Raw genomic sequence first — 18,352 nt, 5'->3', positions numbered from 1 at the left:
CCAGATTCTCATCGGTGACCAGTTCATCCTTCGGAGTGATGAGCAGCGGATGCTCGGCCATGCCCCGGCCAGCTCACCCTCGATGTCGACGCCGACCTCTTCGAAGATGCCTGTACGCCGTTGCCATCGCACGGGATGACCCTGGTATGAAATCGAACGTTGCCAAAGTGTTGCCACGGCGCCGGCTTTTCGTCATCCGTTGACAAGTACGAAAAAAGCCCGCTTCCCTTGTAAATCAAGGGAAGCGGGCGATGGTGACCCCAGCGGGATTTGAACCCGCGTTACCGCCGTGAGAGGGCGACGTCCTAGGCCGCTAGACGATGGGGCCGTTTTGCAACTCAATGATCATGCCACAGGTGGCCTGTCCGGACCAAAACGAGGCGGCCATCCCGGGAGTGTCGCGGCACATTCCCAGGTCAGGGGGCGAGCACGAGCAGGGCGCCCGGCGCGACGGTCAGCTCGACCGGCAGCGGGCCGATCCGCTCGCCGTCCGCGTACGCGACGACGCCCTCCGCCTCGATGCGCACCGAGCGCAGCGCTCGGAAGGACACCTCGGGCAGGTCGGCGTGCTCGCCGCGGAAGACCTTCGGGAACATCCGCAGGAAGCGCGGCCGGGACATCCTGGTGACCACGAACAGGTCGAGCCTGCCGTCGGCGAGGTCCGCGTGCGGGACGATGCGCATCCCTCCGCCGAGCGACCGGTTGTTCGCCACCGAGACCAGCATCGCGTCGGTGCGGATGGTCTCGCCGTCCGCGACGATCGTGTACGGACGCGGGTGCAAGGTCGCCAGCTCGAACAGCAGCGCGAAGATGTAGCGGCTCGGGCCCTTGGGACGCGTCATGTGGTTGGCGCGCTCGTTGACCGTCGCGTCGAAGCCGGCCGAGAGCACCGCGCCGAACCAGGTAGTCAGGCCGCCGTGCCGGATCAGGCCGGCGTCGATCCGGCGGGGCTCGGACTCGATCGCGCGCAGGAGCGTGTCGATGGCAGCCTCCGTGTCGCCGACCGGGATGCCGAGGCCGCCCGCGAGGTCGTTGCCGGTGGCGCTCGGAACGATCCCGAGCGGCACGTCCGTTCCCGCGACGATGTTGATGCCCAGGTTCGCCATCCCGTCGCCGCCGACCACCACCAGCGCGTCGGCGCCGTCCTCGACGGCGCGGGCCGCCTCCCTGCGCAGCAGCTCGATGTTCGGAGCGTCGATGTCGACCACCGTGTGCCCGGCGACCCGCAGCCGCTCGACGACGCGCGGCCCCACCTCGCGGCGGCGCCCGAACGAGGCCATCGGATTGACGGCGACGACGATGGTGCGCGACGGCGACGGCGGGGTGGATGCTTCTGACACAGTGCTGACGACTATGACACATCGCGTCCCGCTAGCCCGCCCGCTCCCCGGCGCAGTGTCGGACCGGGTACCCGTACGGGTATTCACCCGCGCCCGCCGTCCGGCTTCGATGGGAGGGTCCGCGACGGAGGTCCCGTCACGGGACGCGGGGGCGCATGGGAGAGGATTACCGATATGAGACTGACCAAGTTCGAACACGCCGCCCTGCTCCTCGAGGACTCCGGGAAGAAGCTGTTCGTCGACCCGGGCAACTTCACCTCCCCGCTGACCGACACCGGCAACACCGTCGCCGTCGTGATCACCCACGAGCACGCCGACCACTGGACCCCCGAGCAGCTCAAGCGCATCCTCGACCTGAACGGCGAGGTGCCGATCTACGCCCCGGAGGGCGTCGCCACCGCCGCCACCGACTTCGACATCACGGTCGTGCACGCCGGTGACACCGTCGAAGCCGGCCCCTTCACGCTCCGCTTCTTCGGCGGAAAGCACGCGGTCATCCACGAGAGCATCCCGGTCGTCGACAACCTCGGCGTGCTGATCGACGACCAGCTCTACTACGCGGGCGACTCGTTCGTCGTCCCCGAGGGCGTCGAGGTCGACGTCCTCGCCGCCCCCGCCGGCGCACCCTGGATGAAGATGGCCGAGACGATGGACTACGTGCTCGCGGTGAAGCCGAAGCGCAGCTTCGCCACCCACGAGATGGTGCTGTCGCGTGCGGGCAAGGACCTCGCGGGCTCGCGCATCCAGTGGGCGACGGAGCAGAACGGCGGAGAGTACCTGGCGCTCGAGCCCGGCGATTCGATCGACCTGTGACGACCGGCCGGGCGGTGGACGGGCGGCCCGCGGTCGTCTGGTTCCGCGACGACCTGCGGATGGCCGACAACCCGGCCCTGCGCGCGGCCGCCGACTCCGGCCGGCCGGTGCTCTGCGTGTACGTCTGGGACGACCGGTCCCCCGGTCTCCGGCCGCCCGGCGGCGCCGCCCGGTGGTGGCTGCACCACAGTCTGGCGTCGCTCGACGCCGACCTGCGCGACGCCGGTGCGGCGCTGCTGATCCGCAGCGGCCCGGCGGAGCGCGTCGTCGGCGAGCTGCTCGCGGAGGTCGACGCCGCCGCCGTCTTCTGGAACCGCCGGTACGGCGGCGCCGAGCGACGCATCGACGAGGCGGTCAAGTCCGCTGCACGGGCGGCCGGGATCGAGGCGACGAGCTTCGCCGCCTCCCTGCTGCACGAGCCGTGGACGATCCGCACCGGAGCCGGGACGGCGTTCTCGGTCTACACGCCGTTCTGGCGCGCCTGCCTGGCAGCGCCGGAACCCCGGCGACCGCTGCCGAGGCCGCGCGAGCTGTCTCCCGCCGCCCGGCCGGGCGGCCGGCAGCTGGACGAGCTCGGCCTGCTGCCGACGCATCCCGACTGGGCGGACGGCCTGCGCGAGACCTGGACGCCGGGCGAGGCCCAGGCACACCAGGACCTCGCCGCGTTCCTCGACCAGAACGTCGCCGACTACCGGCGCGACAGGGACCTGCCGGGGATCGCCGCGACCTCGCGCCTCTCGCCCCGGCTGCGCTGGGGCGAGCTCAGCCCGCATCAGGTCTGGCACGCCACCGCCCGGGCGCGCGCGGACGTGCCGGGCTACGGGCCAGCGACCTTCCTCTCCGAGCTCGGCTGGCGCGAGTTCGCGTATCACACGCTGTTCGAGCATCCCGACCTGGCGACCGTCAACATCCATCGCGAATACGACTCCTTTCCGTGGCCCCGCCTGCATCCGGCATCGTTGCGGGCCTGGCAGCAGGGTCGCACGGGCATCCCGCTGGTGGACGCCGGAATGCGGGAACTGTGGAGAACCGGATCCATGCACAACCGGGTGCGGATGGTGACGGCGTCGTTCCTGGTCAAGAACCTGCTCATCGACTGGCGCAAGGGCGAGGAGTGGTTCTGGGACACGCTGGTGGACGCCGACCCGGCGAGCAACCCCTTCAACTGGCAGTGGATCGCGGGGTCCGGCGCCGACGCCGCTCCGTATTTCCGGGTGTTCAATCCCGAGCTGCAGCGCACGAAGTTCGATCCGCACGGCGACTACGTGCGGCGCTGGACGCCGGAGTGGGACACCGACGACTACCCGGAGCCCATCGTCGACCTGGCGGAGACCCGGCGCGCCGCGCTCGCGGCGTACGACACGGTCAAGCGGTCACGCTGAACCGCGCTCAGCGCGCGTGGTCGGCCAGGATCTGGTCGACGTCGATGCGCTGCAGCAGCGCGGGCCAATCGATGGCCCGCGCCTCGTCCGCGCGGTCTTCGTCCGCGAGCACGCGGCCGCTGCGCTCGACGATGATGCCGGAGGGCAGCATCCTGTTCAGCTCGGCGAGGATCGCGTCGTCCACGGCCTCGGTGTCGAAGTCGGCGCCGACGCGGGCGTAATAGTCGCCGGAGAGCGTGTAGGAGACGATCCCGGTTTCGATGCGGCTCATGGGCCGCATCGTAGCCCGCCGAGTGCGAGGGCCGTCAAGGCCCTGCGCTCCGGTCGGTCGACGCGCCGCACGCTCGGCGCGCGCGGAGTCGCAGCGTACAGTGCGCGGCATGAACGACCAGCACACCGACGACCCGCGCAGCGCCGACGACCTCGAAGAGGCCGTGGCCGACCTCGGCGAGACCGACGAGGACCGGCTGGAGACCGTCGCGGACCGCAACGACTCGCTCGAGGAGCGCCTGCCGGGCGACGAGAACCTGCCCCGCACCAAGGGGGCACCCGGCCAGGGGTAGGCCGCGGCGGCCCTCCCCCAGTTGGGACTGGGGCGACGCGCTGCAGCGTCCGTACGCTGGCGCGGTGGAGCAGACGAGACGGCGCGCGAGGCGCATGAGCGACCGGGTCGCCGGCGCCGCCGTGATGGAGCAGGTCGTCCGCCTCCACGATGCCGCCCCGCCGCGCTCGCCGCTGGCCCGCGCCCTGGGAGTGACCCCGCTGGACGACGCGGCGCAGCCGTGGTTCGCCGGCGCCGTCGGCGAGCGCAGGGTCGGCGAGCTGCTCGCCGCGCTGCCGGCCGGCTGGCGGGTGTTCCACGCCCTGCCCGTCGGCGCAGGCGAGGCGGACGTCGACCACCTGATCGTCGGCCCCGGCGGTGTCTTCGTCGTCAACACCAAGCACCACCGCGGCCAGCGGGTCTGGGTGGGCGAGCGTGCGCTCCTGGTCGCCGGCCAGAAGACGACGCACCTGCGCAACTCGGACCTGGAGGCGTCCCGCGTGCGCGGCGTGCTCGCGCGGGCCGGGGTCGTCGCGCCGGTGAGCGCCGTGGTCGCGCTGGTCGGCGTGCGGGAGCTGACGGTGCGCCAGCAGCCGCGCCGGGTCGCGGTGGTGCGGGCGGAGGGGCTGGTGCGCTGGCTGACGCGGCGGCCCGCCGTGCTGGACGCCGGTACCGTGGACGCGGTGGTGCGTCTCGTCGACGACCCGGCCACCTGGCGGCCTCTGGAGTCCGACGAGGACACGGCGGAGCGGTTCGCGCGCATCGAGCGCGAGGTGCGGGCCGCGCACCTCGTCCGCCTCGGCTGGTGCCTCGCGGCGGCGCTCGGCGTCCTCGCCGTCAGCCTCCCCTTCCTCCCGCACTGACACCGCTCGCGCGCGGCGAGCGGTCGCGAAACGCCGCCTGAGGAGCGCGCACGCGGCGTGTCGCGACCGATCGCGGCGCGACGCGACGCGACGCGCGAAACCCCTACGCGGGGGTCGCGGTGGTCCGCATGGTGAGGGCGAGCGCGCCCTCGGCCTCCGCGAGGTCCAGTGCGACGGCGATGCCGTCCAGCTCGGCGAGCGAGCGCAGGTGGGTGCCGCCGCACGGGATCTCGACGACGCCGTCCGGCAGGTCCGCGCGCCAGCGCCGCCGCTCCCCCAGGCCGTCGCCGTCGCGGACGATCGCAACCGGGACCTCGGCCCCGGCCGCGACCCAGGCCGCGAGCCGCGCGTTGGCGGCCGCCTGCACCTCGGCGATCCGGCCGGCGAGCTCCGCGGCGGCGAAGCCCTTCTTGCGCAGGCTCTTGCCGATCCGGTACTCGTCCACCGACCCGAACGGAAGGATGCGCGAGGAGGTGATCGCGAGCTGGTCGAAGTTCGGGTTCCCGCGCCCGTCGACCGCCACCTCCTTCGTCCACAGCCCGGCGAGCGCCTCGTTCAGCGCGAGCGAGGCCAGGTGGCAGGCGGTGTGGCCTGCCGAGAGCGCGTGCCGCTGGTCGGCGTCCACCGTGACCGTCACGGGCGTCCCCGGCTCGAGTCCGGTCGCGTCGTCCACGAGGTGGCAGACGACGAACGTCCAGCCCTCGGTCCCGGTGCGCACCGGGGCGTCGCCGACGTGCAGCACGGTCCCGTCGGTCGCGCCGACGACCGCATCCACGACCGGCCTGCTCGCGCCGTCGACGGCGATCGAACCGGTGTCGGCCGGCTGGTCCGGCCAGACCGGGTCGACCGGGTGGAAGGCGGTCCGGTCGAGGATCACGGCAGCCCTCCCGTCCGGCAACGGCTCGACGTGGACGACGGTTCCGGTGGAGACGACGTCGCCGTCGGGATAGCCGACGACGGTGTCCGTGCTGGGCAGGCTCATGCCCTCCAGCCTACGGGCGTCGCCGGCCGTCCCGGGCGGGCGGCCGCCACGGCGCCGCCGCCGCGTCAGTCCGCGGTGAGCGCGTCGACGTACGACGCGTGCTCGTCCATCCACGCCGACACGATCCGGTCGTAGTCCTTCGCGTCCGCCCCGCTGTTGAACATCGCGTTCTCGAGCGAGTAGAGCAGGTCGGACTTCAGCCGGAACTTCTTCACCCAGTCGGCGACCTCGGAGAACTTCGACGGGAAGTCCGAGCTGCCGATCGAGTGGATGGACTCCGCCGTCCCGAGCGTGTTCTTCGGGTCCTTCAGGTCCTTCAGGTCGAACTCGTCGTACGCCCAGTGCGGCCGCCACAGCGTCACCGCGATGTCGTCGCCCTTCTTCATGGCCGCGGTCAGCTCGGCGAGCATGGCCGGGGTGGAGGAGGTGACGAAGTCCAGCTTCCCGAGGCCGTACTGCGGGATGACCTTCTTCTGGGTCGCCTCGGTGAGGCCGGCGCCGGGCTCGATGCCGACCAGCCGGTTGCCGAAGTCGCCGGCGTGGGAGGCGAGCTGGTCCAGCGAGTCGATCGGCGCGTCCTTGTTCACGGCGATGGTGAGCTTGGCCTCGTCGTTCCAGGCGCCCAGATCGGTGAGGCTCTTGCCGTACTTCTTCATGTACTCGGCGTGCGTGGTCGGCAGCCAGCCGTCGAACGCGACGTCGTAGTCGCCGGTGCTGAGCCCGGCGAAGGCCGGGCCGGCGTCGGCGTACTCGAAGTCGACCGCGTAGCCCTCGCGCTCCAGAACGTGCTTCCACAGGTACGAGGCGGCCTCGCCCTCCGGCCAGCCGTTGAAGACGGCGACCTTCACGGTGCCCTTGTCGCCTCCCGCGGTGGACGCGGCGGTGACCGCGGTCCCGCCGATCACGACGAGCAGGCCGGCGCCGAGCACCGCGAGCGCGCGCTTCGGCATCCGCAGCCGGGCACGGCCGACGGCGGCGGTCAGCCGGTCCAGGATGATCGCCAGGATGACGACCGCGACGCCCGCCTCGAAGCCGAGGCCGACATCCACGCGGCTCAGCGCCTGGACGATGTCGCGGCCGAGCCCGCCGGCGCCGACCATTCCCGCGATGACGACCATCGAGAGCGAGAGCATGATGACCTGGTTGACGCCGGCCAGGATGGACGGCATCGCCAGCGGCAGCTGGATCTGGCGCAGGATGCGCCGCGGCGGCGACCCGAACGCGCGCCCGGCCTCGACCAGCTCCCTGTCGACGCCGCGGATGCCGAGCTCGGTGAGCCGGACGCCCGGCGCCATCGCGAACACGATCGTCGCCACCATGCCGGGCACGACGCCGACGCGGAACAGGATCAGCGCGGGGATCAGGTACACGAACGCGGGCATCGTCTGCATGAAGTCGAGCACCGGCCGGATGATCGCCGAGGCGGTCTTGGATCGCGCGGCGAGGATGCCGAGCGGAACGCTCAGCGCGATCGCGATCGCCGCGGAGACCAGCACGAGCGCGAGGGTGTCCATCGCGTTGTCCCACTGGTCGATGCCGGCGATGACCAGCAGGCCGACCACGGTTCCCGCGCCGAACAGCCAGCCGCGCAGCCAGACCGCCAGGATCGCGATGATGAGGATGACGCCCCAGAACGGCGGCGTCTGCAGCAGCCAGTCCATCCCGTCGTACAGGCCGGTGAACACCACCCGCACGACGTCGAAGAAGCCGCCGAGGGTGGTCGTGACGAAGTCGACGACGTGCGACGCCCAGTCGCCGAGAGGGATGCGGATGTTCACGCGGTCACCTCCTCGGACTCGCCGGCCGTCTCTCTCAGGGCGAGCGTCATCGCGTCGACGGGGACCGTCGCGGGCGGCTCGACGATCACCGGGATCTCGGTGGTGTCGCTGGAGACGTTGCCCAGCGCCGCGAGCAGCGTGACGCGCGGGATGACGCCGAGCAGCCGCTCCTGGGCGTCGACGACCGCGAGCGGCAGCGCACTGCCGACCGAGGGCTCCACGAGCTCGCTCAGCACCTCGTCGCGCGAGACGGAGGCGATGTCCTCGCGGATGACCTCGGCGAGGTCGCTGCGGCCGTCGCGCACCTGGCGCATCACGTCGCGGTCGCGCACGGCGCCGAGCAGGCGGCGGCCCTGGCCAACGACGAAGGCGGCGGAGGTCTGCAGGTCGCGCATCGTGCGCATCGCGGCGCGCGGTCCGCCTGCGACGGTGACGAGCGCGCGGGCGGGCTCCATCACGCTCGCGGCGGTGAGCACGCGGGCGCGGTCGACGTCCTGCACGAAGCTCGCGACGTAGTCGTTGGCGGGATCGGTCAGGATCTCCTCCGGGGTCCCGGTCTGCACGATCCGGCCGTCGCGCATGACGGCGATGCGGTCGCCGAGGAACATGGCCTCGTTGAGGTCGTGGGTGATGAAGACGATGGTCTTGCCGAGCTTCGCCTGCAGCTCGATCAGCTGCTCCTGCATCTCGCGGCGGATCAGCGGGTCGAGCGCGGAGAAGGCCTCGTCCATCAGCAGCACCTCCGTGTCCGCCGCGAGCGCCCGCCCGAGGCCGACGCGCTGCTGCATCCCGCCCGAGAGCTCGCCGGGGAGCTTGTCGCCCCAGCCGGAGAGGCCGACCAGCTCGAGCACCTCCTCCGCCTTCGCGCGACGCGCCGCTGCGGGGGTGCCCTGCACCTCCAGTCCGTACGCGATGTTGTCGAGCACCGTGCGGTGCGGCAGCAGCGCGAAGTGCTGGAACACCATCGAGATGTGGCGCTGCCGCACCTCGCGCAGGCGCTTGGCGGAGACGCCGGTGATGGTGGTGCCCATCACCGAGACCTCGCCGGCGGTCGGCTCGAGCAGGCCGTTCAGCAGGCGGATCAGCGTCGACTTGCCGGAGCCGGAGAGGCCCATCACGACGAAGATCTCGCCGCGGTTGACGGTCAGGCTCGCATCGATGACGGCGGCCGTCCCGAGGCTCGCCACCTCTTTCCTGCTCGCCCCGTCGCGCAGGCGGCGCACGGCCTCCTGCGGTTTGCGTCCGAAGACTTTGAAGACATTCCTCGCCTCGACGGCGACAGACTCGCTCACGTTCACTCCGCGGCGCGCGCACACCCTGCGGCGGCTCGCGCTCAGTGGTTGCGCCCGGGTCGGTGCGTGCGGCGGAAGCCGGGACTCGAGCGCGGACCATCCGCGCGAATCCCTCCGCTGGCGCGACCATCGGGGTGCGCCCACGCCAGCCGACCATACGGTCCCGCACCGGGCCACCTGTGCGGCCACGCAGCGCGAGGATCGCGGGCTGGTTCACGGCCCCGTCCCGTGCCGTTCGGCACACCGGGGCGCCTTCGACGCTATCAGGATGCTTGCAGCGAGCGCCAATCGATCGTGTGAGGACGCACATCCCGCGGCGCCGCCGACTACCGGTCCGGCGCCGTTCTCGGGCAGAGTTGGCTCATGGCGAACAGCACCGGAGACCACCCCTGGCAGCGCGTACCGATCGAGCCGCAGAGCGTGGACGCTCCGCTCTCCCGCGCGGCGGTCTTCCTCGTGCTGACGGTCGCGCCGACCGACGAGGCGGTCGCCACCGTGAGGGATGTGCTCTCCGACATCTCGGGACTGGTCAAGACGGTCGGCTTCCGCGACCTGAACGCCCACCTCTCGTGCAACACCGGGATCGGCGCCGACCTCTGGAAGCGGATCACCGGTGCGACGCCGCCGCGCGAGCTGCACCCGTTCCGGGAGATCCGCGGCCCGGTGCACACCGCCGTCTCCACCCCCGGCGACCTGCTGTTCCACATCCGCGCCGAGCGCGGCGACTTCTGCTTCGAGTTCGAGCGGCAGCTGCTGGACGCGCTCGGCGACGCCGTGACCGTGGTGGACGAGGTGTCCGGCTTCCGCTACTTCGACTCGCGCGACCTGCTCGGCTTCGTCGACGGAACGGCGAACCCGACCGGCGGCGACATGGGGTCGGCCGCGATCGTCGGCGACGAGGACCCCGATCACGCCGGCGGCAGCTACGTCGTCGTCCAGAAGTACCTGCACGACCTCGCCGCCTGGAACGCGCTTCCCGTGCCGTCGCAGGAGAGCGTGATCGGGCGCACCAAGGTCGAGAACATCGAGCTGGACGACGTCGAGCACGGCCAGAAGGCGCACAAGACGCTCGCGACGATCACCGACGAGGCGGGCGTCGAGCACGACATCCTGCGCGACAACATGCCGTTCGGCGCGCCGGGCCGCGGCGAGTTCGGCACCTATTTCATCGGCTACTCGCGCGCGCTCTGGGTGATCGAGCGGATGCTGGAGCGGATGTTCGTCGGCGAGCCCGCGGGCAGCTACGACCGCATCCTGGACTTCTCCACGGCCGCGACCGGCACGACCTTCTTCGTGCCGACCCGCGGCTTCCTGGAGGCGCTCGCGGACTGACCGACCGCGATTCCGGCGAGCACGATCGCGAGCCCGATCAGCTGCCGCGGCGTGAGGGTCTCCCCCGCGACGACGGCGCCGAGCACGACGCCGGTGACGGGGTTGAGCAGGCCGATCAGACCGGCGGTGGACGGGCCGAGCCGGCGCAGACCGGAGAACCAGGCGAGGAAGGCGACCGCGGTCGCCACGAGCGAGACGTAGGCGAACCCGGCCAGCGCCGGTCCGTCGAGCGCGGGCGGCGGCCCCTCCACGATCAGCGCGGCGGGCAGCACGAGCAGCCCGCCGGCGACGAGCTGCCAGGCGGTCGAGGCGAGCACGTCGACGTCGCTCCAGCGGGTCGCCAGCACGTAGCCGATCGCGGAGAGGATCATCGCCGCGAGCGCGGCGAGCACGCCGAGCGGATCGACGGCGGTGCCCCCGAACAGCATGACCGCGACGCCGGCCGCGCCGGCCAGTCCGCCGGCGATGGCGACCGCGCGCGGACGCCGGGCGAGCAGCAGCCAGCCGAAGCCCATCATCGCCAGCGGCGAGACGGCCATCACGGTGGCCGCGATGCCCGACGGCAACCGCTGGGCCACCGCGTAGACGAGCACGAAGAAGCCGCCGGTGTTGAGCACACCGAGCAGCGCGGCACGCCACCACCAGACACCGTGCGGGAGCCGCCTGGACACCGCGAGCAGGAGAAGCCCCGCCGGCAGCGCGCGCAGCACCGCACCCCAGAGCGGGACGTCGGGCAGCACGGCCCTCGTCACGACGTAGGTCGAGCCCCAGGCGATCGGGGCGAGGGCGGTGACGAGCATCCAACGCCATTTAGCTTCCATGGAAGTTACTATACCTTCCACGGAAGCTATAGTGGAGTCATGACCGACACCCCCGACCACGTCGCCCGCATCCAGGAGGAGTGGCGCCGCGAGCGCCCCGACCTCGACGTCGCGCCGCAGGGCGTGATCGGCCGGCTGCACCGCGTCGCGGCGCTCCTGACCGACGAGCTCGTCGCCGTCTACCGGGAGCACGGCCTCGGCGAGGGCGACTTCGACGTGCTGGCGACCCTCCGTCGCGCCGGCGCCCCGTACGAGCGAACGCCGGGCGAGCTCGCCGAGCACACGATGATCACCACCGGCGGGATGACCAAGCGGATCGACCGCCTGGAGGCGGCGGGGCTGGTCACCCGGCGCAGCTCCGAGCGGGACGGCCGCGGCCGGGTCGTCGCACTCACCGAGCTCGGCCGCGAGCGGATCGACGCCGCCGTCACCGCCCACCTCGCGAACGAGCGGCGCCTGCTCGACCAGCTGGACCCGGCCGACGCGGCCGAACTGGAGCGCATCCTGACCCTCTGGCTGGCCCGGCTGCCGTAACACGGCGAGAAGAAGTTGCCGACGCTCCAGCCGGTACGGGAAGCTCGGAGGATGACCCGCACCCGCCGTCTCCTCGTCGCGGCCGCCGCAGCGACCGCCGCCGCCCTCGCCCTCGCCGCCTGCTCATCCGGCGGCTCGGGAGGCGGCTCCGGCGCGAGCACCAGCTCTGCCGACTTCGGCTACGTCAACCAGGGCAAGCTCACGATCGCGACCGCCGAGCCGGCGTACTCGCCGTGGGTGCAGGACGACAAGCCGGAGTCCGGCAAGGGCTTCGAGGCCGCCGTGGCGTACGCCGTCGCCGGCAAGCTCGGCTTCGCGAAGGACGACGTGACCTGGGTGCGGACCACCTTCGACCAGGCGATCGCGCCCGGACCGAAGACCTTCGACTTCAACCTGCAGCAGTTCTCGATCACCGACGAGCGCAAGAAGGCCGTCGACTTCTCCTCGCCCTACTACGAGACCACGCAGGCGGTCGTGACCACCGAGGACTCCCCCGCGGCGAAGGCGACGTCGCTCGCCGACCTGAAGAAGCTCACGATCGGTGCGCAGTCGGCGACCACCAGCTTCGACGCCGCCGAGAAGTCGATCGCGCCGACCGGGGGCGTGCAGGCGTTCAACTCGAACGACGACGCCAAGCTGGCGCTGGAGAGCAAGCAGGTGGACGCGATCGTCGTCGACCTGCCGACCGCCTTCTACCTGCGCGACGCCGAGCTGAAGAAGGGCGTCATCGTCGGCCAGCTGCCCAAGGTCGCCGGGCAGAAGGGCGACGAGTTCGGCCTGGTGCTCGCCAAGGGCAGCCCGCTGACCAAGAAGGTCTCCGCCGCCGTCGACGCGCTGCGCGCCGACGGGACGCTCGACGAGCTCGCCCAGAAGTGGCTGGCGGCCGACGGCGACGCACCGGTGCTCAAGTAGCCGCTACCGTGGCACGGTGAGCACAGTCCCCTCCGTCGCCGCGCCGAGCGCGATCGAGCTCGACCGGCGGCGCTTCCGCAAGCGCCAGACCACGCGCTCGGTGCTGATCAGCCTGGTCAGCACCCTCGTGGTCGCCGTCCTGGCCTGGGTGTTCGTCATCAACACGCCCGGCTGGGCGCGCGTGCAGCAGACCTTCCTCGACCCCGCCGTCGCCGTCCAGGCCTGGCCGCGCGTGTTCGACGGTCTGCTGCTGAACATCCGCGTGCTGATCTTCTCCGCGATCGGCGTGCTGGTCGTCAGCATCCTGCTGGCCACGCTGCGCACGCTCCGCGGCCCGATCTTCTTCCCGCTTCGCGCCCTCGCCGCCGGCTACACCGATCTGTTCCGCGGGATGCCGCTGCTCATCGTCCTCTACCTGGTCGGCTTCGGGCTCCCCGGCCTCGGCGTCTTCCCGCGGATGCCACCGGAGTTCTGGGGCACCATCGCGCTGGTGCTGGTCTACTCCGCGTATGTCTCTGAGGTGTTCCGGGCCGGCATCGAGGCCGTGCACCCCTCGCAGCGCCTCGCCGCGCGCGGGCTCGGCCTCAGCCACGCCCAGACCCTGCGGCTCGTCATCCTGCCGCAGGCTGTGCGCAAAGTCACGCCGGCGCTGATGAACGACTTCGTCGCCATGCAGAAGGACGTCGGCCTGATCTCCGTGCTCGGCGCGGTGGACGCGGTCCGCGCCGCGCAGATCGAGACGGCGGCCACCTACAACTTCACCCCGTACGTGCTGGCCGGGCTGCTCTTCGTGGTGCTCGCCCTGCCGATGATCCGGCTGACCGACTGGTACTCCGCTCGGGTGCGCAGCCGCGAGCAGATCGGGAGCGTCGTATGACCGCGAGCGTGCTGCAGCTGATCGGCGTCCGCAAGCGCTTCGGCGACACCGAGGTGCTGCGCGGCATCGACCTGGCGGTGGACAGGCACGAGGTGGTCGCGCTGATCGGCTCGTCCGGCTCCGGCAAGTCGACCCTGCTGCGCACGGTCAACCTGCTGGAGCGGATCGACGACGGCCAGATCCTGCTCGGCGGCGAGGACATCAGCGACCCGCGCGTCGACGCCGACCGCGTGCGCGCCCGGGTCGGGGTCGTCTTCCAGCACTACAACCTGTTCCCGCACCTGTCCGTGCTCGACAACGTGACCCTCGCCTCCCGGCGCGTGCACCGCATCCCGCGCGCGCAGGCAGAGGAGACCGGCAGGCGGCTGCTGAACGACATCGGGCTGGGCGACAAGGCGAAGGAGTTCCCCGACCGGCTCTCCGGCGGGCAGCAGCAGCGCGCCGCGATCGTGCGGGCCATCGCCACGAACCCCGAGCTGCTGCTCCTGGACGAGGTGACGAGCGCCCTCGACCCGGAGCTCGTCGGCGAGGTGCTGGAGCTGGTGCAGCAGCTCAAGGCGTCCGGGACCACCATCGTCATGGCCACGCACGAGATGGCGTTCGCCAGGGACGTCGCCGACCGCGTGGTTTTCCTGGACGGCGGTGTGATCGCCGAGCAGGGACCGCCGGAGCAGCTCTTCGAGGACCCGCGCGAGCCGCGCACCAGGGCCTTCCTGTCGCGGTTCTCCGGCTGGGTCTCGTAGCGCCGCGCAACCTGCCGCAACAGGTCGTCATCTTCGTGGCGACCGTGATCGCCGACACGGTAGAACAAGGCGATCATGTCGCGCATCTTCACGAGCAAGTTCAACCCCGGCCGCGCCCGCTGGGAGCTGGTCGTCAGCCCCCAGGGCGACGTCTACGCGTTCCCGCTCACCCTCCCGATCGCGCAGCGGCAGGTGCTCGGCGGGCACCGCAGGTACCTGGTGGGACGCGTCGCGCGCGGCGAGCGGGCGTGGACCGCCGCCGGCCCGTCCGGCCTTGTCTACGGCACGACCTTCCCGTCCCTGCCGTCCGCCCTGGAGGCGATCGCCGACGAGGTGGACCTGGCGCCCGTCCCCTAGTCCGGCCGTTCAGCTACAGCGAGGACTTGGCGAGCGCGTCCTCGAGGGCGACCCACGGGAGCATCGCGCACTTGACCCGCGTGACGTACTTGGAGACGCCGGCCAGCGCGACCGCGTCGCCGAGCACCTCCTCGTCGCCCTCCAGTGCACCCTTGGACTGCATCAGCTCGCGGAACGCCGCGACCGCCGCCGCCAGCTCCGCGCGGTCGGCGTCGTGGACGAGGTCGCTCAGCAGCGACGCCGACGCGGTCGAGATGGAGCAGCCGTGGCCCTCCCAGCTGATCGCCTCGATGCGGCCGTCCGCCCCGGGATGCACGCCGAGCGTGACCTCGTCGCCGCAGGTCGGGTTGTACTGGTGCGAGGTCGCCGCCGCGTCCTCTCGCAGACCGAAGCCGTGCTTCTCGCGCGCGTGGTCGAGGATGACCTGCTGGTAGAGGCTCTGCAGGTCGCTCATGCCTCGAGCGCCCCGAAGAACGCGCGGGTGTCCGCGACGGCGGCGACCGCCGCATCCACCTCGTCCGCCGTGTTGTACAGGTAGGCGCTGATCCGCGTGCTCGCGGTCGCGCCGAAGCGGCGGTGCACCGGCTGCGCGCAGTGGTGGCCGACGCGGACGGCGATGCCGCGGTCGTCGAGGAACTGACCGACGTCGTGCGCGTGGATGCCGTCGACGACGAAGCTGGCGAGGCCGACGCGCGGGACGCCGAGGCCGGGGCCGAGGACACGCACGCCGGGGATCTCGGCGAGGCCGGCGAGCATCCGTGCGCCGAGGGCCTCCTCGTGCTCCTCGATCGCGCGCATCCCGACGCCGTCCAGGTAGTCGACGGCCGCGGCGAGCGCGACCGCCTGCGAGACACGCTGCGTGCCCGCCTCGAAGCGCTGCGGCGCCGGCAGGTACTCCGCCTTCTCGAGCGTCACGGTCGTGATCATGGAGCCGCCGGTGAGGAACGGTGGGAGCGCGTTCAGCAGCTCGGAGCGGCCGTACAGCGCGCCGACGCCGGTCGGGCCGAGCATCTTGTGGCCGGAGAACACCGCGAAGTCGACGCCGAGCGCCGGCAGGTCGACCGCGAGGTGCGGGACGGACTGGCAGGCGTCGAGCACGACGAGCGCGCCGTGCTCGTGCGCGAGGGCGACGAGCTCGGCGACGGGGGCGATGGCGCCGAGCACGTTCGAGACGTGCGCAAACGCGACCACCTTCGTGCGCGGGCCGATCAGCTCGGCCGCCTGGTCGAGGCGCAGGAGGCCGTCGTCGGTCAGCCCGATCACCCGGAGCGTCGCCCCGGTGCGTGCGGCGAGCTCCTGCCACGGGATGAGGTTGGCGTGGTGCTCGGCCTCGGTGACGACGATCTCGTCGCCCTCTCCGAGCCGGAAGCGCTCGGCCGCCTGGCCGCCGCGCCCGAGCGAGGCGTTGGAGATCGCGTAGGCGATGAGGTTGATGCCCTCGGTCGCGTTGGAGGTCCAGACCAGCTCCTCCGGCGCGACACCGACGAAGCCGGCGACCCGCGCCCTGGCGTCCTCGAAGATCTCGGTCGCCTCCCCGGCGACGGTGTGCGCTCCGCGGTGCACGGCGGAGGTGTACCGCTCGGCGAACGCGCGTTCCGCATCCAGCACCTGCGACGGTTTCTGCGAGGTCGCCCCGGAGTCGAGGTACACGAACGGGTGACCGTTCACCTCGCGGGCGAAGATCGGGAAGTCCGCTCGGAGACGGACCGGGTCGAGGGTGTCGGTGCGCATACGGTGGTCAACACTACCGGGCCCTCCTGCAATCCCGCCGTGGGTATTGCGGCGCACGGCGGCGTGCGGGGACCGGAGGACTCCCCGCAGAATCCGCCGCGGAAGATCCTCCCATCCCCGCAGGATGCCGGCGTGTCGGCCCAGGATTCCTCCCTTCCGACACAGCTCGTCCGTGCAGCCGTTCCGCCGTGTCACGCCGCCCTGCAATCCGCGGGTATTGCGACGCACGGCGGTCGTGCTGATAGCCTCACCTCGGCCCCCGTTCAGGGGCCGACAGGCTCGACGAAGGTGTGGTGACGCTGTGCTGACCGATTCCTCTTCCCCCTCCCGCCCGCGCCGGTCCCGGCTGCGCACCATCGCGACCGCCGCCGCAGCGACCTTCGCCATCGCGGTCGGCGCCATCGGCGCGACGCCGGCGCAGGCGTGGGACCCCGGGCACGGCTCCGGCGGCGAGCGCCAGCTCGCGCCGCGCACCAGCTTCGTCATGGCGCCGGACGGCTCAAGCGGCGCGACGCAGGGCGGCGAGGGCATCCCGAACATCGACTCCGTGAAGAAGACGATCGCCACCTACTACGGCGACCCCGGCACCGGCATCGCCGACAAGACGCACTCGCCGTACATCACCGAGATAACCGGCATCCTGTCGCGCGAGAAGGCGCAGCTGAAGGCGATGTACGACCGCGCTGTGCACCGCGGCCAGAAGCCCGCGATCGTCTTCGACGCCGACGACACGACGCTGTGGACGTACGACATGGAAGTCGCGGACATGCACTTCACCTTCGACCCTGCGGAGCAGGACGTCTGGGTGCAGGACCAGCGCTTCCCCGCGACCCCCGGGATGGTCTCGTTCGTCGACCAGGCGGCCGCGATGGGCTTCACCGTGTTCGGCCTGACCGGCCGCAACGACGACCAGAAGGCGGCGACCCTCGGCAACCTGGCGAAGGTCGGCTACACCGCGTTCACGAACGACCGCTTCTTCACCAAGTGGACGGGCGCCGGCGCCTCCCAGCAGCCGTCCTACATCCACTGCGCGACCGCGAAGTGCACCACGGTGGAGTACAAGGCGCTCACGCGCAAGCACATCCAGGATCTCGGCTACACGATCACGCTCAACGTCGGCGACCAGTGGTCCGACCTGCAGGGCGGGTACGCCCAGCGGGCGCTGAAGCTGCCGAACCCCACGTACTACCTGCCCTCCCCCGACCTGCCCGGCGTGCACGAGCCGCAGCTGGCACCCCGCACGCACTTCCGGATGGCGGCGGACGGCTCCAGCGGCGCGACGCAGGGCGGCGAGGGCATCCCGAACATCGACTCGGTCAAGAAGACGATCGCCACCTACTACGGCGACCCCGGCACCGGCATCGCGGACAAGACGAGCTCTCCGTACATCCGGGAGCTGCGCTCGATCGTGGCTCGCACGCTGCCGGCGCTCGCGGCCACCTGCGCCGTCGAGAAGCGCCTGCACAAGAACCCCGCCGTCGTCCTCGACACCGACGACACGACGCTCTGGACGTACGACATGGAGGTGGCAGACATGCACTTCACCTTCAACCCGGCCGAGCAGGATGTCTGGGTGCAGGAGGAGCGCTTCCCCGCGACCCCGGGGATGACGACGCTCGCGAACCTGGCGCAGCGCTCCGGCTGCACGATCATCGGGCTGACCGGCCGCAACGACGACCAGAAGGCGGCGACGCTCGGCAACCTGGCGAAGGTCGGCTACACCGGGTTCACCGCGGCGAACTTCTACACGAAGTGGACCGGCGTCGGCGCCTCCCAGCAGCCCGCGTACATCCACTGCGCCGCGGCGAAGTGCACGACCATCGAGTACAAGTCGCAGACCCGCGCCCACATCGAATCGGCAGCGGGAGGCGGCTACGACATCGTCGCGAACCTGGGCGACCAGTACAGCGACCTGATCGGCGGCTCGGCGGACCGCTCCATCAAGCTCCCCAACCCCACCTACTACCTCCCCTGACCCTCCCCTGACCCCACCCGCCCCCACCCCCCCCCACCCGCCTATTACGAAGATAATCTGCGTACTCGGCGGTTTCCGG

General features: G+C 71.6%; 19 protein-coding genes and 1 tRNA gene. 11 read left to right on the top strand and 9 right to left on the bottom strand.

Annotation, left to right across the window (positions count from 1 at the left end; all coding sequences use genetic code 11):
* Positions 1-252: 252 nt before the first annotated feature.
* A tRNA-Glu gene (locus ACTHMF_RS17590) sits at positions 253-328 on the bottom strand.
* 88 nt (positions 329-416) lie between these two features.
* A complete protein-coding gene (locus ACTHMF_RS17585; RefSeq protein WP_440319409.1) occupies positions 417-1,340 on the bottom strand; it encodes a diacylglycerol kinase family protein in 924 nt (307 codons plus the stop codon).
* Positions 1,341-1,514: 174 nt separating this feature from the next.
* Between ACTHMF_RS17585 and ACTHMF_RS17580 the strand changes: the two genes are divergently transcribed.
* Together ACTHMF_RS17580 and ACTHMF_RS17575 are read left to right on the top strand one after the other, a co-directional pair.
* The gene (locus ACTHMF_RS17580; RefSeq protein WP_314149116.1) at positions 1,515-2,153 is read left to right on the top strand and encodes an MBL fold metallo-hydrolase; all 639 of its coding nucleotides are present in this window, start codon (positions 1,515-1,517) and stop codon (positions 2,151-2,153) included.
* Between the two features lie 14 nt (positions 2,154-2,167).
* The gene (locus ACTHMF_RS17575; RefSeq protein WP_440319432.1) at positions 2,168-3,535 is read left to right on the top strand and encodes a cryptochrome/photolyase family protein; all 1,368 of its coding nucleotides are present in this window, start codon (positions 2,168-2,170) and stop codon (positions 3,533-3,535) included.
* A 7-nt stretch (positions 3,536-3,542) separates the two neighbouring features.
* Here ACTHMF_RS17575 and ACTHMF_RS17570 read toward each other — a convergent pair whose 3' ends face one another.
* Complete coding sequence (locus tag ACTHMF_RS17570; protein WP_314149117.1) at positions 3,543-3,806, bottom strand: hypothetical protein; 264 nt, start codon at positions 3,804-3,806, stop codon at positions 3,543-3,545.
* A 109-nt stretch (positions 3,807-3,915) separates the two neighbouring features.
* Between ACTHMF_RS17570 and ACTHMF_RS17565 the strand changes: the two genes are divergently transcribed.
* Both ACTHMF_RS17565 and ACTHMF_RS17560 read left to right on the top strand, forming a co-directional pair.
* A complete protein-coding gene (locus tag ACTHMF_RS17565) occupies positions 3,916-4,098 on the top strand; it encodes a hypothetical protein (protein ID WP_314149118.1) in 183 nt (60 codons plus the stop codon).
* Between the two features lie 64 nt (positions 4,099-4,162).
* Entirely contained in the window at positions 4,163-4,939 is a 777-nt protein-coding gene (locus tag ACTHMF_RS17560) for a nuclease-related domain-containing protein (protein ID WP_440319406.1), read from the top strand.
* A 103-nt stretch (positions 4,940-5,042) separates the two neighbouring features.
* On the opposite strand, the gene ACTHMF_RS17555 is transcribed toward ACTHMF_RS17560, so the two are convergent.
* The 3 genes from ACTHMF_RS17555 to ACTHMF_RS17545 all read right to left on the bottom strand — a co-directional run bounded on the left by ACTHMF_RS17555 (position 5,043) and on the right by ACTHMF_RS17545 (position 8,991).
* The gene (locus tag ACTHMF_RS17555; protein ID WP_440319404.1) at positions 5,043-5,921 is read right to left on the bottom strand and encodes a metal-dependent hydrolase; all 879 of its coding nucleotides are present in this window, start codon (positions 5,919-5,921) and stop codon (positions 5,043-5,045) included.
* A 65-nt stretch (positions 5,922-5,986) separates the two neighbouring features.
* A complete protein-coding gene (locus ACTHMF_RS17550) occupies positions 5,987-7,699 on the bottom strand; it encodes an ABC transporter permease/substrate binding protein (RefSeq protein ID WP_440319402.1) in 1,713 nt (570 codons plus the stop codon).
* A complete protein-coding gene (locus tag ACTHMF_RS17545; RefSeq protein WP_440319400.1) occupies positions 7,696-8,991 on the bottom strand; it encodes a quaternary amine ABC transporter ATP-binding protein in 1,296 nt (431 codons plus the stop codon). Before ACTHMF_RS17545 ends, ACTHMF_RS17550 begins: the two co-directional genes overlap by 4 nt.
* A 363-nt stretch (positions 8,992-9,354) precedes the next feature.
* Between ACTHMF_RS17545 and ACTHMF_RS17540 the strand changes: the two genes are divergently transcribed.
* Positions 9,355-10,323 carry a Dyp-type peroxidase gene (locus tag ACTHMF_RS17540; RefSeq protein ID WP_314148788.1) on the top strand — a complete coding sequence of 323 codons (969 nt, stop codon included), beginning with the start codon at positions 9,355-9,357 and terminating at the stop codon, positions 10,321-10,323.
* On the opposite strand, the gene ACTHMF_RS17535 is transcribed toward ACTHMF_RS17540, so the two are convergent.
* Positions 10,233-11,144, bottom strand: a complete 912-nt coding sequence (locus ACTHMF_RS17535) for an EamA family transporter (protein WP_440319398.1) — start codon at positions 11,142-11,144, stop codon at positions 10,233-10,235. The genes ACTHMF_RS17540 and ACTHMF_RS17535 overlap by 91 nt on opposite strands.
* Positions 11,145-11,183: 39 nt before the next feature.
* On the opposite strand from ACTHMF_RS17535, the gene ACTHMF_RS17530 reads away from it, so the two are divergent.
* The 5 genes from ACTHMF_RS17530 (at position 11,184) to ACTHMF_RS17510 (ending at position 14,567) form a co-directional block, all read left to right on the top strand.
* Positions 11,184-11,678, top strand: a complete 495-nt coding sequence (locus ACTHMF_RS17530; protein WP_440319396.1) for a MarR family winged helix-turn-helix transcriptional regulator — start codon at positions 11,184-11,186, stop codon at positions 11,676-11,678.
* 51 nt (positions 11,679-11,729) lie between these two features.
* Complete coding sequence (locus tag ACTHMF_RS17525) at positions 11,730-12,590, top strand: ABC transporter substrate-binding protein (protein WP_440319394.1); 861 nt, start codon at positions 11,730-11,732, stop codon at positions 12,588-12,590.
* A 16-nt stretch (positions 12,591-12,606) separates the two neighbouring features.
* Complete coding sequence (locus tag ACTHMF_RS17520; protein WP_314148784.1) at positions 12,607-13,467, top strand: amino acid ABC transporter permease; 861 nt, start codon at positions 12,607-12,609, stop codon at positions 13,465-13,467.
* Positions 13,464-14,210, top strand: coding sequence for an amino acid ABC transporter ATP-binding protein (locus tag ACTHMF_RS17515; protein WP_440319392.1), 747 nt, complete (start codon positions 13,464-13,466; stop codon positions 14,208-14,210). The genes ACTHMF_RS17520 and ACTHMF_RS17515 overlap by 4 nt, the downstream gene beginning before the upstream one ends.
* Positions 14,211-14,285: 75 nt before the next feature.
* On the top strand, positions 14,286-14,567 hold the full coding sequence (locus ACTHMF_RS17510) for a hypothetical protein (RefSeq protein ID WP_314148782.1): 282 nt from the start codon (positions 14,286-14,288) through the stop codon (positions 14,565-14,567).
* A gap of 13 nt (positions 14,568-14,580) precedes the next feature.
* On the opposite strand, the gene sufU is transcribed toward ACTHMF_RS17510, so the two are convergent.
* On the bottom strand, positions 14,581-15,021 hold the full coding sequence (gene sufU / locus ACTHMF_RS17505; RefSeq protein ID WP_440319390.1) for a Fe-S cluster assembly sulfur transfer protein SufU: 441 nt from the start codon (positions 15,019-15,021) through the stop codon (positions 14,581-14,583).
* Positions 15,018-16,298, bottom strand: coding sequence for a SufS family cysteine desulfurase (locus ACTHMF_RS17500; protein ID WP_440319388.1), 1,281 nt, complete (start codon positions 16,296-16,298; stop codon positions 15,018-15,020). Before ACTHMF_RS17500 ends, sufU begins: the two co-directional genes overlap by 4 nt.
* A gap of 301 nt (positions 16,299-16,599) precedes the next feature.
* Between ACTHMF_RS17500 and ACTHMF_RS17495 the strand changes: the two genes are divergently transcribed.
* Entirely contained in the window at positions 16,600-18,273 is a 1,674-nt protein-coding gene (locus ACTHMF_RS17495; protein ID WP_440319386.1) for an HAD family acid phosphatase, read from the top strand.
* Positions 18,274-18,352: the final 79 nt, after the last annotated feature.

Origin of the sequence: Leifsonia sp. (assembly GCF_051955155.1) — a bacterium.
Lineage (GTDB): Bacteria > Actinomycetota > Actinomycetes > Actinomycetales > Microbacteriaceae > Leifsonia.
Note: the sequence above shows the minus strand (reverse complement) of the source record. Positions and strands in the feature narration are given on the sequence as shown.